The 14099-nt window shown below is 45.0% G+C and carries 13 protein-coding genes and 11 tRNA genes; 6 read left to right on the top strand and 18 right to left on the bottom strand.

All coding sequences use genetic code 11. The features are described 5' to 3' along the window. Positions 1-37: 37 nt before the first annotated feature. The 17 genes from ACYFDN_RS03065 to lolB all read right to left on the bottom strand — a co-directional run bounded on the left by ACYFDN_RS03065 (position 38) and on the right by lolB (position 7070). Positions 38-112, bottom strand: a tRNA-Gln gene (locus tag ACYFDN_RS03065). A 38-nt stretch (positions 113-150) separates the two neighbouring features. Beyond that, a tRNA-Leu gene (locus ACYFDN_RS03060) sits at positions 151-235 on the bottom strand. A gap of 22 nt (positions 236-257) precedes the next feature. Continuing rightward, positions 258-334: transfer RNA gene (locus ACYFDN_RS03055), tRNA-Met, on the bottom strand. 143 nt (positions 335-477) lie between these two features. Further along, a tRNA-Gln gene (locus tag ACYFDN_RS03050) sits at positions 478-552 on the bottom strand. A gap of 122 nt (positions 553-674) precedes the next feature. Then, positions 675-749: transfer RNA gene (locus ACYFDN_RS03045), tRNA-Gln, on the bottom strand. A gap of 92 nt (positions 750-841) precedes the next feature. Next, a tRNA-Leu gene (locus ACYFDN_RS03040) sits at positions 842-926 on the bottom strand. A 22-nt stretch (positions 927-948) separates the two neighbouring features. Next, a tRNA-Met gene (locus ACYFDN_RS03035) sits at positions 949-1025 on the bottom strand. Positions 1026-1168: 143 nt separating this feature from the next. Next, positions 1169-1243, bottom strand: a tRNA-Gln gene (locus ACYFDN_RS03030). Between the two features lie 122 nt (positions 1244-1365). After that, a tRNA-Gln gene (locus ACYFDN_RS03025) sits at positions 1366-1440 on the bottom strand. Between the two features lie 37 nt (positions 1441-1477). Beyond that, positions 1478-1562: transfer RNA gene (locus ACYFDN_RS03020), tRNA-Leu, on the bottom strand. A gap of 35 nt (positions 1563-1597) precedes the next feature. Further along, positions 1598-1674, bottom strand: a tRNA-Met gene (locus ACYFDN_RS03015). A 397-nt stretch (positions 1675-2071) separates the two neighbouring features. Then, positions 2072-3163 (bottom strand): redox-regulated ATPase YchF, encoded by a 1092-nt coding sequence (ychF, locus tag ACYFDN_RS03010; protein ID WP_016402185.1) that lies wholly within the window; start codon positions 3161-3163, stop codon positions 2072-2074. Between the two features lie 25 nt (positions 3164-3188). Continuing rightward, a complete protein-coding gene (gene pth / locus ACYFDN_RS03005; protein WP_016402184.1) occupies positions 3189-3779 on the bottom strand; it encodes an aminoacyl-tRNA hydrolase in 591 nt (196 codons plus the stop codon). Further along, positions 3779-4402, bottom strand: coding sequence for a 50S ribosomal protein L25/general stress protein Ctc (locus tag ACYFDN_RS03000; RefSeq protein WP_016402183.1), 624 nt, complete (start codon positions 4400-4402; stop codon positions 3779-3781). The genes pth and ACYFDN_RS03000 overlap by 1 nt, the downstream gene beginning before the upstream one ends. Positions 4403-4607: 205 nt before the next feature. Next, complete coding sequence (locus ACYFDN_RS02995) at positions 4608-5549, bottom strand: ribose-phosphate pyrophosphokinase (RefSeq protein WP_016402182.1); 942 nt, start codon at positions 5547-5549, stop codon at positions 4608-4610. Positions 5550-5617: 68 nt separating this feature from the next. Then, positions 5618-6496 carry a 4-(cytidine 5'-diphospho)-2-C-methyl-D-erythritol kinase gene (gene ispE, locus ACYFDN_RS02990; RefSeq protein WP_483509951.1) on the bottom strand — a complete coding sequence of 293 codons (879 nt, stop codon included), beginning with the start codon at positions 6494-6496 and terminating at the stop codon, positions 5618-5620. Further along, the gene (gene lolB / locus ACYFDN_RS02985) at positions 6477-7070 is read right to left on the bottom strand and encodes a lipoprotein insertase outer membrane protein LolB (protein WP_152781503.1); all 594 of its coding nucleotides are present in this window, start codon (positions 7068-7070) and stop codon (positions 6477-6479) included. Before lolB ends, ispE begins: the two co-directional genes overlap by 20 nt. A gap of 204 nt (positions 7071-7274) precedes the next feature. Here lolB and hemA point away from each other — a divergent pair, with 204 nt between their 5' ends. From hemA to nlpI, 6 genes are all read left to right on the top strand, one after another. Then, positions 7275-8525 carry a glutamyl-tRNA reductase gene (gene hemA, locus ACYFDN_RS02980; RefSeq protein ID WP_152781501.1) on the top strand — a complete coding sequence of 417 codons (1251 nt, stop codon included), beginning with the start codon at positions 7275-7277 and terminating at the stop codon, positions 8523-8525. A 68-nt stretch (positions 8526-8593) separates the two neighbouring features. Beyond that, complete coding sequence (gene prfA, locus ACYFDN_RS02975) at positions 8594-9685, top strand: peptide chain release factor 1 (protein WP_016402177.1); 1092 nt, start codon at positions 8594-8596, stop codon at positions 9683-9685. Between the two features lies 1 nt (position 9686). After that, on the top strand, positions 9687-10526 hold the full coding sequence (gene prmC / locus ACYFDN_RS02970; protein WP_483509950.1) for a peptide chain release factor N(5)-glutamine methyltransferase: 840 nt from the start codon (positions 9687-9689) through the stop codon (positions 10524-10526). Positions 10527-10577: 51 nt separating this feature from the next. Then, on the top strand, positions 10578-11342 hold the full coding sequence (locus tag ACYFDN_RS02965) for a SirB1 family protein (RefSeq protein ID WP_016402175.1): 765 nt from the start codon (positions 10578-10580) through the stop codon (positions 11340-11342). A 10-nt stretch (positions 11343-11352) separates the two neighbouring features. Continuing rightward, a complete protein-coding gene (kdsA, locus tag ACYFDN_RS02960) occupies positions 11353-12210 on the top strand; it encodes a 3-deoxy-8-phosphooctulonate synthase (RefSeq protein ID WP_472591377.1) in 858 nt (285 codons plus the stop codon). Between the two features lie 122 nt (positions 12211-12332). Continuing rightward, the gene (gene nlpI, locus ACYFDN_RS02955) at positions 12333-13202 is read left to right on the top strand and encodes a lipoprotein NlpI (RefSeq protein WP_483509949.1); all 870 of its coding nucleotides are present in this window, start codon (positions 12333-12335) and stop codon (positions 13200-13202) included. A gap of 19 nt (positions 13203-13221) precedes the next feature. Here the strand turns inward: nlpI and ACYFDN_RS02950 are convergent, their stop codons facing one another. After that, entirely contained in the window at positions 13222-14094 is an 873-nt protein-coding gene (locus tag ACYFDN_RS02950; protein WP_483509948.1) for a U32 family peptidase, read from the bottom strand. Positions 14095-14099 lie beyond the last annotated feature (5 nt).

Raw genomic sequence — 14099 nt, 5'->3', positions numbered from 1 at the left:
AAGAAAAAAGGCCTGCTAAAAAGCAGGCCTTTTAAGGTGGCAGGGATAGCTGGATTTGAACCAACGAATGGCGGCATCAAAAGCCGCTGCCTTACCGCTTGGCGATATCCCTACAAAACTCTTTGAACTGGATTCTTCATTAGAGAAGAATGGTGCGGAAGGAGAGACTTGAACTCTCACACCTTGCGATACTAGAACCTAAATCTAGCGCGTCTACCAATTCCGCCACTTCCGCACGAAATACTTCTTAAAACTAATGGTGGCTATGGCGGGACTTGAACCTGCGACCCCAGCATTATGAGTGCTGTGCTCTAACCAGCTGAGCTACATAGCCATCTGCAATTTCACAATGTGAACTTACAAATTTATCGGCAGGGCAAGCAAATACTAGTCAACAACATAGCTTTTACTGTCTTACCTGGGCACATTGCCCTATTCAGTTACTGCATTCTCAGGTAAACCTGAGCACAATAAAAGTGGCAGGGATAGCTGGATTTGAACCAACGAATGGCGGCATCAAAAGCCGCTGCCTTACCGCTTGGCGATATCCCTGCAGAAACTTTTCGAAACAAGCTTACCGATGTTTCGAGTGTCTAAACCTAAGGTTTAGACTGCAACCAAGAATCATGGTTCTTGCTGCTTAACTCAAGTTACTAAACTCAAGCCTTAAAATGTGGCAGGGATAGCTGGATTTGAACCAACGAATGGCGGCATCAAAAGCCGCTGCCTTACCGCTTGGCGATATCCCTGCAGGGTCTTACTATTGGTTTCTTCTTAAANCCTTACCGCTTGGCGATATCCCTACAAAACTCTTTGAACTGGATTCTTCATTAGAGAAGAATGGTGCGGAAGGAGAGACTTGAACTCTCACACCTTGCGATACTAGAACCTAAATCTAGCGCGTCTACCAATTCCGCCACTTCCGCACGAAATACTTCTTAAAACTAATGGTGGCTATGGCGGGACTTGAACCTGCGACCCCAGCATTATGAGTGCTGTGCTCTAACCAGCTGAGCTACATAGCCATCTGCAATTTCACAATGTGAACTTACAAATTTATCGGCAGGGCAAGCAAATACTAGTCAACAACATAGCTTTTACTGTCTTACCTGGGCACATTGCCCTATTCAGTTACTGCATTCTCAGGTAAACCTGAGCACAATAAAAGTGGCAGGGATAGCTGGATTTGAACCAACGAATGGCGGCATCAAAAGCCGCTGCCTTACCGCTTGGCGATATCCCTGCAGAAACTTTTCGAAACAAGCTTACCGATGTTTCGAGTGTCTAAACCTAAGGTTTAGACTGCAACCAAGAATCATGGTTCTTGCTGCTTAACTCAAGTTACTAAACTCAAGCCTTAAAATGTGGCAGGGATAGCTGGATTTGAACCAACGAATGGCGGCATCAAAAGCCGCTGCCTTACCGCTTGGCGATATCCCTGCAGGGTCTTACTATTGGTTTCTTCTTAAAAGAAGAATGGTGCGGAAGGAGAGACTTGAACTCTCACACCTTGCGATACTAGAACCTAAATCTAGCGCGTCTACCAATTCCGCCACTTCCGCAAATTTCTTACTGTAACTTTAGCAGTATACAGTAATGGTGGCTATGGCGGGACTTGAACCTGCGACCCCAGCATTATGAGTGCTGTGCTCTAACCAGCTGAGCTACATAGCCTTGTTTTCTACGCTTTGCGTTGAGAACGGGGCGTATTATGCTGATGAGACCCAACAGCGTCAACCGTTTTTTTGCCAAAAAACGGCAAAAAAGTTTGTTTGCGCAGTTTGTGTACGCGATGCACTTAGTTTGCTCATTTCTGCTGTTTGCTTTGTGCGCAATTGACTGTTACTTGCTCGCTTTGGCCTAATAGGTTTTTAGGGGGCGCTAACAAACTGTTGCTAACAATAGAGTAAATAAGTCTAAAAACTATCTTTTGGGGATGTTTTAACGCTTTTGTTTAGATCTTAATTTGGTGTGAGTGGCGGTTAAACTGTTAAAATCGTTTTAGCTAAACCTGAATTGCAGATACAAAAAAGCCAACTTGACGTTGGCTTTTTGGGTTTACAGATAAGGTTTATACGTTAAATAAGAAGTGAATCACATCACCGTCTTTTACTACGTAAGTTTTACCTTCTTGGCGCCATTTACCGGCTGTTTTAGCGCCGGCTTCACCTTGGTGCTCAATGTAGTCGTCGTAACCAACCACTTCTGCACGAATATAGCCTTTCTCAAAATCGGTATGGATTTTACCGGCTGCTTGCGGGCCTGTAGCACCAACGGGTACGGTCCAAGCGCGAACTTCTTTTACACCCGCTGTGAAGTAGGTTTGTAAGTCTAGTAGTTCGTAACCTGCGCGAATTACCCGGTTTAGACCCGGTTCTTCTAGGCCCATTTCTTCCATGAATTCGGCTTTTTCTTCAGCGTCTAGCTCGGCAATTTCGCCTTCAATTTCAGCACAAACGGCTACTACTACTGCGTTTTCGCTTGCTGCAATCTCTTTTACCTTGTCTAAGTAAGGATTGTTCTCGAAACCATCGTCATTTACGTTTGCAATGTACATGGTTGGCTTAGCAGTTAAGAAGTTCATGTAAGCAATGGCTGCTTTTTCTTCTTTGCTTAGCTCTAAGCTACGTAGCATTAAGTCAGCTTCTAAATGCGCTTGTACTTTTACTAATACTTCTGCTTCAAATTTGGCGTCTTTATCGCCACCTTTGGCTTTCTTAGCAACGCGGATTTGCGCTTTTTCACAGGTGTCTAAGTCAGATAGCGCTAACTCGGTGTTAATTGTGTCGATGTCTTCTGCAGGATCTACCTTGCCAGATACGTGAACGATGTTGTCGTTTTCAAAACAACGAACAACATGGCCAATCGCGTCGGTTTCACGAATATTAGCTAAGAATTTATTACCTAAGCCTTCACCTTTAGAAGCGCCGGCAACCAAACCTGCAATGTCCACAAATTCCATAGTGGTTGGAAGAATGCGCTGTGGGTTAACAATGGCTGCTAAGGCGTCTAGGCGCTCATCAGGAACCGGTACTACGCCGGTGTTTGGCTCAATAGTACAAAATGGAAAGTTAGCAGCTTCAATGCCGGCTTGCGTCAGAGCGTTAAAAAGGGTCGACTTGCCTACGTTTGGCAAACCAACGATGCCACATTTAAATCCCATAATAATACCTATTTGTGTAAGGGGCTTAGCCCGCTTTGTAACTGTGTAATCGATTCATTGCTTTGCTTAAACCATCTTTAAGCAAAACATCGGTACTGCGTACCGCCTCATCAATTGCATCATCAATCAGTAGTTGTTCGTTTTTAGGCGCTTTACCTAGAACAAACCCAGAAACTCGGTCTTTATGACCGGGGTGTCCAATACCTATCCGTAAACGATGAAAATCTTTATTGTTGCCAAATTTGCTGATGATATCGCGCAGGCCATTGTGGCCGCCATGCCCACCACCTTTTTTAAAGCGAGCTACGCCAGGTGGTAAATCGAGTTCATCATGAGCAACCATAATCTGCTCAAGTTCAATGCGATAGAATTTGGCTAAAGAAGCGACAGACTTGCCACTAAGATTCATAAACGTTGTAGGAATTAACAAACGCATTTCTTGACCCGCCATTTGAATGCGGCCGGTTAATCCGAAATGTTTGCTATCTGGTTTTAGTTGGACGTGATGATTGTTGGCTAGCTGAGTGACTAACCATGCGCCAGCGTTATGGCGGGTGGCTGCATATTCGGGGCCTGGATTACCCAGGCCCACGAGTAAACGAATATCGTTTATCACTATTCTTCAGTAGCTTCTTCTTCAGAATCAGAAGCTTCTTCAGATGTACCCTTAGGAGTAGTAATAGATACTACTGCTTGGTCGTGATCTTCACCTTTAGCTAACTCAACAGAGGTAACGCCTTCAGGTAGAGCGATATCTGAAATGTGTAGTGAGCTACCTAGTTCTAGGTTAGCTACGTCCACTTCAATGTACTCAGGTAGATCTTTAGCTAGACAGCTAACTTCGATCTCAGTAGCTAAGTGATGTACTTTACCACCGTTTTTAACTGCTTCTGCAGAATCTTCGTTTAGGAAGTGCAGAGGTACAGCTTTGTGGATAGCTTTAGTGTTATCAACACGTTGGAAATCGATGTGTTGAACACGTGGCTTGTATGCATGACGCTGCATGTCTTTTACTAATACGTCTACTGCTTCACCAGCAACACTTAAAGTAATGATGCTTGAGTAAAATGCTTCAGCTTCTTGAGCTTTCATCACGTGACGTTGCTCAAGAGTGATTGATACAGGTTGTTGACCAGCACCGTAAACGATAGCAGGAACTTTTTCTTCGTGACGTAGGCGGCGGCTCGCACCTTTCCCTAGGTCTGTACGCAGTTCAGCGTCAAGTTTAATGTTAGACATTGTGTTTCTCCAAATAATAAAATGAGGCTAAAGTTTCGCGACCAAACTCTAACCAGTACCTCGTTGAATCAGCGTTAAAGTGAGTAACACTTGGCCACTTCAATTCAAAAGGCGCGGCATTCTACCATTGACGTTTTTGAAAGCCAATAAAAAAGCGCGGTAATTCACATTACCGCGCTTTTTAAGATTCTTTGTCTAATGCTACTTAGAACATTGCAGAGATAGACTCTTCGTTACTTACGCGACGAATAGCTTCTGCTAGCATTGGTGCAAGCGACAATTGACGAACTTTCTCAACATTACGCATTTCTTCAGTTAGCGGAATAGAGTCAGTGATAATCACTTCATCTAGTGCTGATTCGGTAATATTGTTTGCAGCATTACCAGAAAATACTGGGTGAGTAGCATAAGCAAATACGCGCTTAGCGCCTTTTGCTTTAAGTGCTGCAGCTGCTTGACAAAGTGTGCCACCAGTATCGATCATGTCATCAACCATGATGCAGTCACGGCCATCAACATCGCCAATAATGTTCATAACTTGAGCCACGTTAGCGCGAGGACGACGTTTGTCAATAATCGCTAAGTCGCTGTCGTTTAGCATTTTAGCTACTGCACGAGCACGTACAACACCACCGATGTCTGGTGATACAACTACTGGAGACTCTAGATTCTTGTCTAGCATGTCTTGTAGTAATACTGGGCTACCAAAAGCGTTATCAACTGGTACGTCGAAAAAGCCTTGAATTTGCTCAGCATGAAGGTCAACAGTTAGTACGCGGTCAACACCTACACTTGATAGGAAATCTGCCACTACTTTTGCGGTAATTGGCACACGCGCGCTGCGTGGGCGACGGTCTTGACGAGCGTAGCCAAAGTAAGGAATTACTGCAGTAATACGACCCGCAGAGGCACGACGTAGAGCGTCAACGATAACAATCAGCTCCATCACGTTGTCGTTTGTTGGAGCGCAAGTGGATTGGACAACAAAGATGTCTCCACCACGAACGTTTTCATTGATTTGTACACTAATCTCGCCATCACTGAATCTACCTACTGAAATATCACCTAGGGTGGTATAGAGGCGGTCAGCAATACGCTGGGCAAGTTCGGGCGTGGCGTTACCGGCGAAGAGTTTCATGTCTGGCACGATGGAAACCTCAGATTTATCGGGTCAAAAGAGCGTTACGTTTTTTAAGTTTGAAAGAATGAAATTTCTTAAAAACCTGCTGTGTTTAAGAGTGTTTTTTCGTTAGCCAACTGCCGATGAAGCGGCGATTGGTTACAGGCTTTACACACAAAACCAGAAATGTTTTTAGGGCGTTTATTCAGCACTGACAAGGCTTCACGCTCTGTTGCAAAGGCGGCAAAAACACATGAACCTGTTCCTGTCATCCTCGACGGCGCGTATTCTACCAACCAGCTAAGAGCTTGTGCAACCTCCGGATAAACTTTAGCCACAATTTCTTGGCAATCATTTTGCCAATTGTCGTTCAAAAGCTGCTGCCATGTTCTTTTTGGCGTGTTTCTTGGCAACTCCGGGTGGCCAAATACACTTTGCGTAGAAACATGCACCTCGGGATGCAAAACAACGTACCAAGGCTCATCAATGTCTACTGCTTGAACTTGCTCTCCTACACCTTCGGCAAATGCACTATGGCCATGAATAAAAATAGGCACATCGGCGCCAAGTTGCAAACCTAGCTGGGCTAACTCGGTTAAGCTCAAATCGCATTGCCATAAGCTGTTTAGCACCAATAAGGCCGTTGCAGCATTTGAAGAGCCACCACCAATACCGCCGCCCATGGGCAGTTGTTTGTTTAGTTTAATATTGGCGCCTCGGCTAACAGTGCAGTATTGCTGTAGCAAACGCGCAGCTTTTACAATTAAGTTATCTTCGGCTGGGAAATCTAGTTGGCTTTCTAAATTAATTACGCCATCGTCTGTTAGCTGAAAATAAAGCTGGTCACAACAGTCAATAAATTGAAACAGGGTTTGCAAGTCATGGTAGCCATTGTCGCGCTGACCTGTGATGTATAGAAACAGGTTTAACTTAGCTGGTGAGAGCCAAGGACCGCTAATGGGGTGTTGAGTCATTAATTTGCCATTTGTGAATATTCAGTTTTAGTAGGTTGTCGGCCGAGCGAAGTGTTAGCTGACGGGGCAGAGTATGTTGGTTATATTGCCCATAGTTTAAGTAATCAATCTGCCATTGCTCTTTGGTGGTGAATTCGGCTAAACGGTTTTGAGCATTAAGCTGGTAATCATTTTGAGTTGGAATGCCAAGCAACCAAGAAGGCAGCTGCTCTACCGGTACTTGCCAACCGGTTAAACGGTAAACCAACAATTGCGCATCGCTGCCTTGGTACTCTTCATCTTTGGTTTTTACCCATACTTTGCCTGGCTGGTAGTGCAACTCGATGCCTTGCATGCCAAGTGGCCCATTAATACGCAGTACACTTTTATTGTTGTTTTGTTGCCAGAATAGGTTGGCGGCTTGTCTTTCATTGTCATTGATAAAGGCTATTTTGCCGCTAAGTTGCCAATTTTTTATCTGTTGAAGTTCGCTTAGGTGCTGGCCCCATTCGCTGTTTTGCGTAGTAATGGGCGGGGGAGAAGTACATGCGCTAAGGCCAAGTACCAAAATGAATAGAGCAGCTAGATGACGCACAGCAATTCCGATTGTTTTTTTGCAGTATAAAAGTTCAAGGTAGCGGCTGTAAATTGCTTAAAAGCAAAGATGTGTCGATTTAGGCGATAAATTTTAGCTAATCAGGCGCGGCTTAACGTGCGAGTTTCTTTTATTTAGCCCTATATTCCCGTACAATTTGCTTTTTTACCCCATTAGGAAAAGGCGCAACAAAGCCCCACTACGATGACTCTGCAAGTCTTAGGAATCAATCACAAATCGGCTCCCGTTGGCCTGCGTGAAAAAGTCGCGTTTAGTCCAGAACAGGTTAACCAAGCTTTAAGCCATGCTGGTACTCAGCTAGGTGTGGAGATGGTGATCGTATCAACCTGTAATCGTACCGAGCTTTATTGCAACTTAGGTGAAGTAAGTTGCGATGATGTTGTGCAATGGTTGATTAGCTATAAGGGCTTAAATCAGCAAGAAGTATTACCTTGCCTTTATAAATACCAACAGCAGCAAGCGGTGGCTCATTTAATGAGGGTGGCAAGTGGTTTGGATTCGTTGATTTTAGGCGAGCCGCAAATTCTGGGGCAAATAAAACAAGCCTATACCGAATCACGCGAGGCCGGCTCCGTGGGGAGCGTATTGGAGCGTTTTTTCCAACGCGCTTTTTCTGTTGCTAAGCAAGTGAGAACAGATACCGATATTGGGGTAAATGCGGTATCGGTTGCTTTTGCCGCGGTAAGTTTAGCTAAACAGATTTTTGATGATTTAAGTGACTCAAAAGTATTGTTAGTGGGAGCTGGTGAAACCATAGAACTGGTTGCTAAACACCTTGTAGACCAAGGCGTAAACAAACTAATGGTGGCTAACCGCACGGTATCGCGGGCTAAAACCTTGGCCGACCGGTTTGGCGCCGAAGTGATAACCCTAAACGAAATACCTAATCACTTAGCCGAATCCGATATTGTGATTAGCTCCACCGCTAGCCCGTTACCGATTATTGGTAAAGGCATGGTTGAAACAGCACTTAAGAAACGTCGCTTTCAACCGATGTTTTTGGTGGATATAGCGGTTCCAAGAGATATTGAAGAACAAGTGGGTGAGCTGCGCGATGCTTACCTTTATACGGTGGATGATTTGCAAGGTATTGTTGAACAAAACATTGCGTCACGCCGAGAAGCAGCTGAGCAAGCTGAGTTTATAGTAGAAACGCAAAGTGAAGACTTTATGGGCTGGTTGCGCTCGTTGGAGTCGGTTACCACTATTCGAGATTATCGTAGCCATAGCGAACGCGTTCGCGATGCTGCTGTTGAAAAGGCCCTTGAGTCTTTGGCAAATGGTAAAGATCCCACAACGGTGATCCGCGAAACTGCGTTTCAGCTAACCAACAAACTTATTCACGCTCCTACCGAAGCCATTAATAAAGCAGGCCGTGATGGCCGACTTGAAGAGCTTGCGGTAATACGAGAGGCCATTGGCCTAAGAAAATAACCCGATTGTGGTCGATACTTCGTTGCTAACATTAGCAAGCGAGGTATTGCGTTTAACAGAGAGAAAGCATGAAAGCGTCAATTTTATCCAAACTTGAAACCTTGCAAGAGCGTTATCAAGAAGTTCAGGTTTTGCTGGGCGAGCCAGACATTATTTCTGACCAAGACAAGTTTCGCGGATTAACCAAGGAATACTCTCAGCTTGAAGAAGTGGTAAATTGTTTTACTGCCTACCAACAAGCTCAAGAGAATTTAGAGTCAGCAAATGAAATGCTACAGGACGACGATCCTGAAATGCGTGAAATGGCTGAGATGGAAATTGACGAAGCTAAACAAAGCATGGAGACCTTGTCGGAAGAGCTTCAGCTATTGTTGTTACCTCGCGACCCTAACGATTCGCGTAGTGTTTTCTTAGAAATTCGTGCCGGTGCAGGTGGCGATGAAGCTGCCATTTTTGCTGGTAACCTATTTAGAATGTACAGCAAGTTCTCTGAGAGCCAAGGTTGGCGCATGACTATTATGTCGTGTAACGAAAGCGAACAGGGCGGCTACAAAGAGCTTATTGCTAAGATTGACGGTGAAGACGTATACCGTTTGATGAAGTTTGAGTCAGGTGGTCACCGCGTACAACGAGTACCTGAAACTGAATCGCAAGGGCGTATTCATACCTCGGCTTGTACCGTGGTAATCATGCCAGAAATTCCAGAAGCTGAACAAATTGAGATTAACCCCGGTGATCTGCGGGTTGATACTTTCCGTGCATCGGGCGCGGGTGGTCAGCACGTAAACAAAACTGACTCGGCAATTCGTATTACCCACATTCCAAGTGGCGTAGTAGTGGAGTGTCAGGAAGAACGTTCGCAACATAAAAACCGCGCTAAAGCGATGTCGGTATTGTCATCTCGTTTACAAGCTGCAGAAGACGAAAAACGCCGCGCAGAAGAAACTGGTATGCGCCGCGAGTTGGTAGCCAGTGGTGACCGTAGTGAGCGTATTCGTACCTATAACTACCCGCAAGGGCGCGTGAGCGACCACCGCATCAACTTAACGTTGTACCGCTTAAACGACATCCTCGAAGGTGAGTTACTGGCCTTGCTTGACCCAATCTTGCAAGAATACCAAGCCGACCAACTTGCCGCCTTAGCAGAAGGTGAAGGCTAAGTTGTCCAGCATTGTTGAGGCTCAGCAATGGGCCAAGCAGCAACTTGCAGGCGGTGAATCCCCTAAGGTTGATGCCAAGGTTATTCTGCAACATGTATTGCAATGCAACCAAACCTATTTGCTCACTTGGCCCGAAAGGGCCTTAAGTGCAGAGCAATGGCAGCTTTACCAAACGCTAGTGACTAAACGCGTGGCCGGGGAACCTGTGGCTTACATTATTGGTGAGCGAGAGTTTTGGTCTTTATCATTAAAAGTGTCACCTGCAACTTTGATCCCGCGCCCAGATACCGAAGTTTTAGTTGAGCAAGCACTAAAGAAAGTGCTTAACCACGCCGATACCCATATAGTTGACCTAGGAACCGGCACTGGAGCAATAGCGCTAGCCTTAGCTAGCGAACTACCAAAAGCGGAAGTATTTGCCAGCGACCTACATGAAGATGCAGTAAACTTGGCTAAGTACAATGCGAGTGAGTTAGGTTTATCGCGGGTTCAGGTTAAACAAGGATCTTGGTTTAGTCCTTTTGTGGGGCAGAAGTTTGATTTAGTGGTGAGTAATCCGCCTTATATCGACCCGGCTGATCCACATTTGTCGCAGGGCGATGTGCGTTTTGAGCCAAGTTCAGCATTAACGGCAGAGCAGCATGGTTTAGCAGATATCGACCATATTGTGAGTCAGGCGCCAAGCTATTTAAAAGCTGGTGGTTGGTTATTGCTAGAGCACGGTTTCGACCAAAAGAATGCAGTGCAGCAGCTGCTCACTGCCAAAGGGTTTGATGAGGTGTTTACCGAGCAAGACTATGGCGGTATGGATCGCGTTACCGGTGGCCGTATTAAAGAATAAGGCAATACACCTGGTGTATTGTTAGTACAAGATTGTAAAGGAAAAGCTTGAGTGATTTTTCGAATTTTAGGTATTGAAGAAGAAATCTCTGGGCAGCCTATGGTGCTGGTGCGTAAAACCTTGCATCGATTATGGTTAGATTGGCTCAAACTTAATCCTCTCGAAGAGAAGGTTGAGCTGCGCTTTGAACAACTTAAAAAGCTGTTTTATGTCGACTTAGGCTTTACCAGTGATTGGCAAGCTTACTATCACAGTCAAAATTTATTGATTGGTGAGTCGCTTAGTCGACGCTGCGGCAATGCAACTAGCCTTGCGATGTTATTGCATTACTTTGCCCGTAAATTGGATATTGAATGCCACGCTATTGAGTTTCCCGCCCAAACTATTCTCGCTTTTAAAATGTCACAGCGCTTTGTATATTTTGATGCCTGTAATGGTGAAGAGTGCAGTTTAGCGCAGCTAGAAGTTATTCATCGAGGTCACAAAGGTAATCTGGCTCGTTTATCACAAGATGACTTAGAACCTATTTCTTCAGCACAAATGACCGAGCGTTGGTTAGCAGAGCTTAAGAGCGCTTGTTTACGTGAAGATGACTTTGAAATAGCGTTGCGGGTTTCTCAAGTATTACTACGCTTAAAGCCTGGCGACCCGCATGAAATGCGCGACCGTGGTTTTATTTATCAACAGTTAGATTGCAACAACGTTGCAATTAACGACTTTGAATATTTTATTGAACAGTGTCCCGATGACCCCTTATCGAAGATACTAAAGGTGCAGATCCACTCGATGGATTCGCAACCCGCAATTTTGCATTAAGAGGAATAGCATGCAGCAAAAAATCGTTAATATCGGCAAAATAAATGTGGCTAACGATGCGCCATTTACCTTGTTCGCTGGTATGAATGTATTGGAATCTCGTGACTTGGCAATGCGCATTGCCGAGCATTTTGTAGAAGTGACCAACAAGCTAGGCATTCCCTACGTTTTTAAAGCGTCTTTTGATAAAGCCAATCGCTCTTCTATTCATTCTTATCGTGGTCCAGGCATGGAACAAGGCCTGCGTTTATTAGAAGAGATTAAACAACAGTTCTCTATTCCGGTTATCACCGATGTGCATGAAGTTGCGCAAGCTGCACCCGTGGCGGAAGTTGCCGATGTTATTCAGTTACCTGCATTTTTGGCGCGCCAAACTGACTTAGTGGAAGCAATGGCAAAAACCGGTGCGGTAGTTAACGTTAAAAAACCTCAGTTTTTAAGTCCTTCGCAAATGGGTAATATCGTTGATAAGTTTGCTGAATGCGGCAACGAAAAAATCATCTTATGTGAGCGTGGTAGTAACTTTGGTTACGATAACCTAGTGGTAGATACCTTAGGTTTTGGCACCATGAAAAAAGTCAGCAAGGGTTCACCGGTTATTTTTGATGTGACTCATGCTCTGCAATGCCGTGACCCACTGGGTGCTGCATCGGGTGGTCGCCGTGAGCAAGTAGGTGAGTTAGCTAAAGCTGGCATGGCAACTGGCCTTGCTGGTCTGTTCTTGGAAGCTCATCCTGATCCAGAAAACGCGCAGTGTGATGGTCCAAGTGCCTTGCCTTTATCTAAGTTAGAACCGTTCCTAACTCAAATTAAAGCCTTGGATGATTTGGTTAAGTCCTTTGCTGAGCTAGATACCCACTCAAAATAAGAATTTTATCGATAATGCTAAGTTTAGGTTTCCCTAAGCCAGCACTCTTGTTAGGGTTAATAACAATGATGAGCCAAAGTAAGCGTTGCTTTGGCTCAAGCTAGAAGAAAAATGGAAGTGATATGTTAATAAAAGCCTTGCGCACAGGGTGCATGTTAGTAACGTTTGGTTACCTTAGCGCTTGTGCTAGCACTTCGAGTCAAGCTCCGCAAACCGTGGTGTTGGCAAAACCTCTGCAAGTTAATTATCAATCCGAAGTTGCTTTGGCTCGCCTTGGGCAAATGCTTAACTCTGGTGAGTACAATCAAGAGCAAATGGCGCAATTGTATTATGAGCGCGGCATTGTTTTTGACCGAGTAGGCCTGCGCGCCTTAGCGCGTTTTGACTTTAATCGAGCAATTCAGTTAAAGCCAGACTTTGTTGAAGCCTACAACTTTTTGGGTGTGTATTTTACCCTAGCGGAAGAATTCGATAGCGCTTTTGAAGCCTTTGACTCCGCCGTAGAACTGGCGCCTGATTATAGCTTTGCTTATTTCTACCGCGGTATAGCGCTTAATTACGCCAACAAACCTCAGCTTGCTATGGCCGATGTAAATCATTATGCCGACCAAGCGCCTAACGACCCATACCGAGTGCTATGGCGCTACCTTATTCAGCTAGAGGCGGGGGAGCCTGAGGCCCAAAATGAACTGGTTGAAGCTTTAAAAACTTACCGCAATGAAGATTGGGGTTGGCAGGTTGTGCGTTTATACGCTGGCGAGATTGACCAGCAAACTTTCCTAGGTACCACTATGGATGTGCAAGGGGATAACCGCGCCTTGGCCGAGCGACTATGTGAAGCGTATTTCTATATGGCGAAGTTAGCGCAGCGTGCTGGCGACCCACAATTAGCCAGCAGTTACTTTAAGCTTTCATTGGCCAATAACGTGTATGACTTTGTTGAGCACCGTTTGGCTCTGTTTGAACTAAATCGTTACGAGAGCCAAATTTAACTGGCTCTCGCAAGTTGAGTTAATCTTGCTGGCGAATGCCCGCAATTTGATGCCAATATCCATTCACACTATCGGGAGTTGGAAAATGCTCGTTAGTGTTACTTCTCAAGCGAAATGCTTCTAAGTGTTCAATACTTTCTTCACCTAAAGGGCTGATTCTTACTATATCAACCAGCCCTTTCATGCTTTGTTGGTCATTAATTAAGTCGTAGCATTCACCAGAAAGCGTTTGAATACCATTTAGTACAAATAATGGCTGACCTTCTTGGCTATTTACCACTCGCCCTGTTGGGTAGTTAATACAACAGGTTTCGCAGTTGTCCTTACTCTTACCTTCTGATTGCGCAGTAAAGCAGCGAGCAGAGTAGGCGAGTGGTAGGTGGCCGTAAGCAAACACTTCTATTTCAAAGCGCTCTCTTATGCCCATCTCTAAACATTCATTACTCAACTTTTGCAGCCAATCACGAGACAGCTCCACTGGCATTACCCAGCGTTGCATGCCTTGGTCGAGCAATACTTTAAGGGCATAAGCGTTATATATGTTAATTGCTGGGCCGCACACAAAAGGCAGCTTCGCTTTATGGGCTTCTTCTACCGCACTAAAGTCGTTGGCTTCAATGGTAAAATCACCATTGTCGATGAGTTTCTTTAAGTTGCGGATCTCTGAGGGTGCCTCTAGCAAAGCCATAGTGGAAATAACCACTTGCTTGCCTGCTTGAGACAATTGTTGCCCTAGGCCTATCCAATCTTGCGCTTTCATATTGCGGCGCTTACTGCACACTGTTTCGCCCAAATAGACAATGTCGGCACTGCTGGCTTTGGCTAAATGGTAAAACTCTTCAATTTGTTGGTTTGGCCAATAATATAAGATTGGCCCAAGTGAGTACTTCATAATCT

This window comes from Agarivorans sp. D1326, assembly GCF_056958115.1.
Note: the sequence above shows the minus strand (reverse complement) of the source record. Positions and strands in the feature narration are given on the sequence as shown.

Bases quoted from the DNA above. Each gene is read 5' to 3' on its own strand.
- ychF (WP_016402185.1), bottom strand. From the start codon at position 3,163: ATGGGATTTAAATGTGGCATCGTTGGTTTGCCAAACGTAGGCAAGTCG.
- ACYFDN_RS03000 (WP_016402183.1), bottom strand. From the start codon at position 4,402: ATGTCTAACATTAAACTTGACGCTGAACTGCGTACAGACCTAGGGAAA.
- ispE (WP_483509951.1), bottom strand. From the start codon at position 6,496: ATGACTCAACACCCCATTAGCGGTCCTTGGCTCTCACCAGCTAAGTTA.
- hemA (WP_152781501.1), top strand. From the start codon at position 7,275: ATGACTCTGCAAGTCTTAGGAATCAATCACAAATCGGCTCCCGTTGGC.
- prfA (WP_016402177.1), top strand. From the start codon at position 8,594: ATGAAAGCGTCAATTTTATCCAAACTTGAAACCTTGCAAGAGCGTTAT.
- kdsA (WP_472591377.1), top strand. From the start codon at position 11,353: ATGCAGCAAAAAATCGTTAATATCGGCAAAATAAATGTGGCTAACGAT.
- nlpI (WP_483509949.1), top strand. From the start codon at position 12,333: ATGTTAATAAAAGCCTTGCGCACAGGGTGCATGTTAGTAACGTTTGGT.
- ACYFDN_RS02950 (WP_483509948.1), bottom strand. From the start codon at position 14,094: ATGAAGTACTCACTTGGGCCAATCTTATATTATTGGCCAAACCAACAA.